The following is a 7,270-nucleotide window of genomic DNA, read 5'->3' on the forward strand; positions in this document are numbered from 1 at the left end:
CAAGAACCCCAACGCACCCAATACCCCACCTGGCTCAAAAAACACATCAACCACACCCTCAACCCACCAAAAGAAAACACCACCAAACACCACAAAAAACGCCACAATCCATAGCTGCTCCAGCTACTCCAGTTGCTCCGGCTACTCCAGTTGCTCCGGCTACTCCCGTTACAGCAGTTACTGCCGCAAGGAATGTCGTCAGAGCGGGTCCCGCCGAACCTCCAACCCAGAACGGCCACTCCAGAAAATGAGCGCTCCGGAAAGCGTAGCCTCGGCGTCGACTGCTAACATTTCCGGTAGGTGCTATGACTCGTCTGGTTTGTTGAATAGTTTTTAGGAACTGAAACTATTTTTCCCCCGACACCCGCCACAGGTGCAGTGTCAGGTAGGAGCGCCATGGTTGGAACGGTTCGGCCATGCGACCCAGCTCTGTGGCCTTGATAGTGCGAGCTTGGGCGAGCGAATCTCCTCGAAGGAGGCCATAGCCGTTTCGCACCGCTGCGTCGCTGGGCAGGAAGATGTCGCTGCTGCCGAGTATTCGCATGGCTAAGTACCCGACAGTCCAGGGGCCTATGCCTGGGATAGGGAGTAGCTTCTGGACGAGCGTTTCCTGGGTGTCATCTGGCTCGAGCCTCAAGGACCCCTCGGACAGCATTCCAGCGACAGCCACAATGGAGTCAATCCGGCGTTGGGGGCCCCGAAGAATCTGACGGCCATTGACGGCAATCTCCTGTGAACTTGGAAAAAAATGACTCATGGTCCCGTGAGGAAGGCGACTGGGCGTGCTTGTCGCCACCAGTTGGTTAAGTGCCGTTCTGGCAGCAGCTACCGTTATTTGCTGGCCAACCATGGCCCTGATCAGTATTTCTGCTTTATTCACGCAGCCTGGCAGCCTGATTCCAGGAATCAAATTCACACGCTCAGCTAGCAATGGCAATGTTCTCAACTTATCGTCGGCTAGTGCGGGGTCGTGATCCAGATTAAAGAGATGGCGGACTTTGCCCAATAGTTGGGCAGCGTCGGCTGGGTCCTCCAAATCTTGCTCCAACCATAACGCTTGCCCGTCCCAGCTAACGCGGAGCCATCCATGCCCGCCATCGAGCAACACCGTCCGGGCATAACATAGCGAATCAGCCTCCTCGACCCCGGTCACTGCACGGGCAGCGAGGAAGTCAAAGATTCCCGGATCAAACGGGGGAGTGAAATCGAGTTTAATGCTCATAGTTGATCTTCCCATCCCAACTGGTCAAGCAGTGCAGCAGTAAACAGCAACACATTATCCGGCTCAGGCTCTCGAACAGCCCATGTCCTGTGTGAGCCGGGCATGTTTTAGTCAGCAAGTGATAGTTCTAGCGAAATTGCCAACCCGACAGGAATCCTCCTCGGGGTATTGGGACATCCGTATTAAAAAGTGGCTCCGATCACTGCGTAGCCGCAGACCTGGGCATGGTACCCGTGTGGTTCAGCTCGTGCAGAGCGTGCTTGGTAACCCCTGCTAAATTGAGAATATGGGCGAACAAGTTAACATCCTTGAACTTCTTCAGAGGCCTGCCATCGAGGTGGCACCATACCTGCTGGGTGCACTGGTGCGCCATGAAAGTCCGGAAGGTCCGGTGGCCGTCCGCCTGACCGAGGTGGAAGCATACCTAGGACCAGCCGATTCTGATGCTCCGGATCCCGGCGCGCACAGCTATCGAGGCAAGACTAACCGTAACGCTGTAATGTTCGGTCCGCCCGGTCACCTCTATGTGTACTTCACCTATGGTCTGCACTTCTGTGCCAACCTCGTGTGCAGGCCGGAAGGGACCTCGTCAGGTTGTCTGATGAGAGCCGGAGAAGTCGTAGAAGGTCTAGAGTTAGCGCGCTTGCGCCGTCCAACTTCCAAGCGTGACTCTGAACTTGCGCAGGGGCCGGCGAGACTTACTAAGGCGATGGGAATTTCTGGGGAACACAATGGAATCCCCGCCCTTGCCGGTGAAGTGACAGTGACACTTCCGGAAACACCAGTGAGTGGGGTCATGACGGGACCGCGAGTCGGTATCAGTGGGTCTGGTGGCACAGCCGAGTACCCTTGGCGATTTTGGATCGGTGGGGATCCAACAGTCTCGAGATTCAAACCCGGAGTGATTCGTGCACCACGTCGGGGCGTAAAAGCAGGTCCAGGACTTAGGTAAGTACTGATCGTTAGATGTGGGCTAGCAAATGGCATTACGCACCAATATTTTTTGGGCGCCGTGCCGGTGTCGAGAGGTACGGAGCACCTTTTCAAGTGGAGGGGAGTGCCAGCACTGTTCAGGCTGTACGGTTGAAGAGTGAACGAGAGATTAGACGCCCCCGGAACACAATTTTCAGTCACTACACACGTGGAGCAATGTCCCCAAGTGTCCACCGTCATTGAGAATTTATGCGCAACCGTTCAGGACTACCCCTCGCCCGGGATCGTGTTTAAAGATCTCACCCCTGTTTTTGCCGACGGGCCGGCTCTGAAACTGGTGGTCGATTCCATCACTGCGGCCTTCAGTGGAGAGTTTGATGCCGTGGCCGGAGTGGAGGCTCGTGGTTTTCTCCTAGCGGCTGCCGCCGCCTACGCCACTGGAACCGGTGTAATCACTATCCGCAAGGCCGGAAAACTGCCGCGCGAAGTTTATGCCCAGAGCTATGAGCTTGAGTATGGTCATGCAACCCTGGAACTGCATCAGGAAGATGTCCCTGCTGGCACGCGTGTATTAATACTCGACGACGTCCTGGCCACGGGTGGAACGCTCAGTGCCGCTGCTGCACTGCTTGAACGTACAGGCGCCCTCGTGGCAGGCATCGGGGTGGTGCTGGAAATTGACACACTCTCGGGACGCGAGACTCTTAACAGCCATGACGTGGTTTCCCTGCTTCACGTGTAGCTGTTCCTGCCTGGGAAGCCACAGTGCCTCTCACCTGCCCAACCCGTGACACAGGCACTTTCGGATTGAAGCGACGTAGGCGGTGATCAGCTGAGAAGCAAAGAAGTGTGCAGGATGTGGGACCTCCCGATGGCACGTGCTTAGCGGCCTTCATGTCTCGGCAATCACAAGTGAAAGCACCCACGCACATAGAGGGATAGAATAGACGGTCTGCCTTTTGGCGGTATGCCTTACGTATCAGGAGCCTTGCATGTATGACGACGAGTTGGCCCAAGAACGCAGCTATGTTGACGGTCTTTATTCACGCTTAGATGAACTTCGCGCTGAAAAGGTCGAGCAACTCGGTGATGTGCGCCGGACTAAATCCATGGGCACACATCAGAACCGTTCCGAACGAGACGCTTTTGCAACGTTATACGAGAACCGTCTGGCACAGCTGAACGCAGTTGATGACAAACTCGTGTTTGGCCGGCTGGACCTAGATGACGGGCAAGCCAGATATATTGGCCGCATAGGCCTTTCCACCAAGGATTTGCGTCAGCTGATGGTTGACTGGCGCGCCCCCGAAGCCGGTACTTTCTATCAGGCCACCGCCTTTGAGCGGTTGGGGGTGCGTCGCCGTCGTCATTTGTTGTTAAACGGGCGCAATGTCAAAGCCATAGAGGATGACGTTCTTGACCACACAATGCTTGTTGACGGTGAACACTTACAGGGCGAAGGTGCGCTGCTGGCTGCACTAAATTCCAAGCGCACGGGCCGCATGAATGACATCGTCGGTACCATTCAGGCGGAGCAGGACAGGATCATTCGCTCACCTTTGAGTGGCGCATTAGTGGTCCAAGGCGGGCCCGGCACAGGAAAAACTGCCGTGGCGCTCCACCGGGCAGCATATCTGCTCTATACCCACCGCGAGCGACTTCAGGCTGCCGGTGTACTGCTGGTAGGACCTTCAAATGCGTTTATGAAATACATTGAGCGGGTTTTGCCTTCGCTGGGTGAGACAGGTGTAGTCATGGCAAGCGTCGGCAATCTTTTCCCCGGCGTACAAGCAACTGCAGCCGAATCCCCTGAAATGGCAGAACTGAAGGGCCGCATCGGTATGGCCCAGGTTGTGGCAAACGCCGTCGCGAACCGTCAACGAACCCCTCGTGAAGATGTCAGGGTCGACGTCGAAGGCACACGTTTGATTCTTACCGTTCGTCAAGTACGCCGTGCCAGAGACAAGGCTCGGGCCACGGGTCTGCCGCACAACGAAGCACGGGTAACTTTCGTGAAAACTCTGCTGCGCGAACTTACCGAGCAACTGCGTGAACACATTGAATCTGCGGGTGCTGGCAACAACGCAGACAGGTCATATCTGGGCGAGGATGTCCGCTCTGCACGCGACGTTCGCGTGATACTCAACCTGTGCTGGATGCCCATGAGCGCTCAGCAGCTTATCAATGACATGTTCAGCAAACCCGAGATCCTTGCTGCAGTCACACCGGAATTTAGCCAAGCAGAACGGGATTTACTGCTGCGCAGTCCGGGCTCGCCCTGGAGCGAGTCTGATATACCCCTGCTCGATGAGGCAGCCGAACTTCTCGGTGACATGGATGCCAGCGGCGGGCGCGCTCAAGCAAGTGCGCAGTCACAGAGGAAGCGCGACCTAGCTAACGCCGAAAAGGCTATCTCCAACATGAACCAACAGTTGGAAGACTCCGGCGTGGACGGCATCCTTACGGCTGAGCAGCTGGCTGATTACAACATTGTTGAAGCCGAATCGCAGACCAGTGCCGAGCGTGCCCTGACTGACAGGTCTTGGGCGTACGGCCATGTGGTGGTTGATGAGGCCCAGGAACTTTCGCCCATGCAGTGGCGTCTGTTGGTGCGCCGCTGTCCAGTGAAGTCATTCACAATTGTTGGTGATATTGCTCAAACAAGTTCCGCGGCTGGAGCCATGTCATGGGATCGGGCGTTGACTCCCTTGTTGGGGGACCGATGGAACATTGAGGAGTTGACTGTCAATTACCGCACGCCCACGCAAATCGCGGAGGCAGCAGTGCGCATGGCTAATGCTGCCGGCCAAGTGGTCTCTGCACCGAAGGCGGTGCGCGACGGTGAGTGGGAGCCCATCGTTGACTTCGTAGACGCTTCGGAAGTTATCAACCAGGTAGTTGCCGTGGTGCCGGAGGAAACAGCCGCCGTGGGTGATGGGTTATTGGCAGTAATTACCCCCGCCTCCATGGTGCGCGCCACTGCCGCGGCCTTGCGGAGCGTCTATGGGAATCGTATTGGTCATGGGGCTGGCTCGCTGGAGCAAAATATCGTGGTGATCGATCCTCACGAGGCAAAGGGACTGGAGTTCGACGGCGTCATCATCGTTGAGCCGGCCGCTCTACTTGCAGGTGCAAGCGGTCGGGTCGGGGATCTCTACGTTTCAATGACCCGTCCAACCCGTCGCCTGCGGTTGATCACATCGGAACCTCTCCCCGCCGGTATCCAAAAGTAATTCGCAGGTCAGGCTGCACACTGCATTGGCGGCTTCAGCGCAACACTGCGGCGGGAAGGAATGTCGTGGAAACGCCGTCGTGCTGGTAATTTTGAACCGTGTCTTTGCAAACTAACCTTCGCGTCCCCGAGAATGATCCCAGTTTCGCCAATGTGTGGCAGGAGCTCAAGTGGAGAGGCCTCGTTCAGGTCTCCACTGACGAGGCAGCCCTTGAGGAGCTACTCGCCGGTGCGCCGATCACGTACTATTGCGGTTTTGACCCCACCGCGCCTAGCCTGCACCTAGGCAATCTAGTGCAGCTCCTCACCATGCGGCGTATGCAGCTAGCTGGTCACAAACCGTTGGGGCTGGTGGGCGGATCAACTGGTTTGGTGGGGGACCCGCGTCCAACAGCGGAACGCACCATGAACACCAAGGAAACCGTTACCGAGTGGGTAGGGTTCCTCCAAGGACAGGTGCAGCGCTTCTTGTCCTTTGAAGGTGAGAACGCTGCGCGGATGGTCAACAATCTCGACTGGACCGAGCCCATGTCAGTGCTGGACTTCCTGCGCGACGTAGGTAAGTACTTCCGTGTGGGCACGATGATCAAAAAAGACATTGTTGCTTCGCGGCTGAATTCCGACGACGGCATTAGCTACGCTGAATTCAGTTACCAAATCCTCCAGGGTATGGATTACCTTGAGCTTTTCCGCCAATACGGATGTGTTCTGCAGCAAGGTGGCTCCGACCAGTGGGGGAACCTGACCAGCGGCACGGACTTGATTCGCAAAGTTGAGGGAGCCACCGTTCATGCGCTGGGTACACCGCTGATCACCAACTCAGACGGCACCAAATTTGGCAAGAGCGAAGGCAACGCCATCTGGCTCGACGCCGGCATGTGCAGCCCCTTTGACATGTATCAGTTCTGGCTAAACACTGCCGATGACGATGTGGTTGATCGCCTGAAGGTCTTCACGTTTCTATCGCGTGAACAGATCGTTGAGATTTCGGAGTCAGTGACATCAAAGCCGCAGGCTCGTGAAGGCCAGCGCACTCTAGCATTCCAAGTGACTGCTCTTGTTCATGGAGTGGATACCACCTTGAAGGTCATCGCAGCCTCTGCCGCGCTTTTTGGCCAAGGAGATCTAGCCAAACTTGATGAGGGGACCCTGGCCTCGGCGACCAGTGAATTGCCACGTACAAGCGCCCCGTACGACGGATTGAACATTATTGAACTCCTAGTTGCTTCGGGGCTATCCAACAGCAACTCTGCCGCTCGCCGGACGGTGAGCGAAGGCGGAGCCTACGTAAACAACGTCAAGATCAGTGATCCGGACACTATTTTGGGTGCTGCCGATGCATTGCATGGGAAGTACCTGCTGGTCCGTCGAGGAAAACGCACCCTGTCCATGGTGGAGCTGGCCAACTAGTTTTAGAACAGGCCTTGTTTTGCGGTTTTGATGATGCCCGTCCCCGATTTGCATCGGGGACGGGCATCGGTGTATTGTTCTATCTGTTGCTTGCGCAACGCTGACCCACTCCGCTTGCGGAGCAGAGATCACCACCTCGCAAGAAACCACAAACCATACAAACTACCGAATATCAACGTCTCTTCGATTCGAAAATATTCAAGTAAGAATGGGTTTATGGAAAACACCAAGTGACGAGCCACACATGCTGTGGATTGGACAAAGTGAATTCCAATGAAATAAAGTATGAATATCGCAACGACGAAAACTAATTATTTAGTATTAATTAGTAACTACTCGAATGTAATTGTTGTTTGAGAACTCAATAGTGTGCCAAGTTTTATTGATACCAATTTATTTATATTGAATTGGTTATTTGACTGTTTGTTGCCGCCCCTGTGGTGATGAATGGTTGTTTAGCTGGTTTCGAATTT

Annotated in this window: 5 protein-coding genes; 4 read left to right on the plus strand and 1 reads right to left on the minus strand. The window is 55.3% G+C overall.

Annotated features, from left to right (window positions below):
- Window positions 1–346: 346 nt before the first annotated feature.
- The gene (locus QMG40_RS17215; protein WP_283532372.1) at window positions 347–1,222 is read right to left on the minus strand and encodes a DNA-3-methyladenine glycosylase family protein; all 876 of its coding nucleotides are present in this window, start codon (window positions 1,220–1,222) and stop codon (window positions 347–349) included.
- A gap of 286 nt (window positions 1,223–1,508) precedes the next feature.
- Between QMG40_RS17215 and QMG40_RS17220 the strand changes: the two genes are divergently transcribed.
- From QMG40_RS17220 to tyrS, 4 genes are all read left to right on the plus strand, one after another.
- Window positions 1,509–2,174 (plus strand): DNA-3-methyladenine glycosylase, encoded by a 666-nt coding sequence (locus QMG40_RS17220; RefSeq protein WP_283532373.1) that lies wholly within the window; start codon window positions 1,509–1,511, stop codon window positions 2,172–2,174.
- Window positions 2,175–2,363: 189 nt separating this feature from the next.
- Window positions 2,364–2,897, plus strand: coding sequence for an adenine phosphoribosyltransferase (locus tag QMG40_RS17225; RefSeq protein ID WP_283532376.1), 534 nt, complete (start codon window positions 2,364–2,366; stop codon window positions 2,895–2,897).
- Window positions 2,898–3,147: 250 nt separating this feature from the next.
- Entirely contained in the window at window positions 3,148–5,388 is a 2,241-nt protein-coding gene (locus QMG40_RS17230; protein ID WP_283532374.1) for a HelD family protein, read from the plus strand.
- A gap of 98 nt (window positions 5,389–5,486) precedes the next feature.
- A complete protein-coding gene (gene tyrS / locus QMG40_RS17235) occupies window positions 5,487–6,797 on the plus strand; it encodes a tyrosine--tRNA ligase (protein WP_283532375.1) in 1,311 nt (436 codons plus the stop codon).
- Window positions 6,798–7,270 lie beyond the last annotated feature (473 nt).

This window comes from Arthrobacter antibioticus (assembly GCF_030063205.1).
Classification (GTDB): Bacteria; Actinomycetota; Actinomycetes; order Actinomycetales; family Micrococcaceae; genus Specibacter.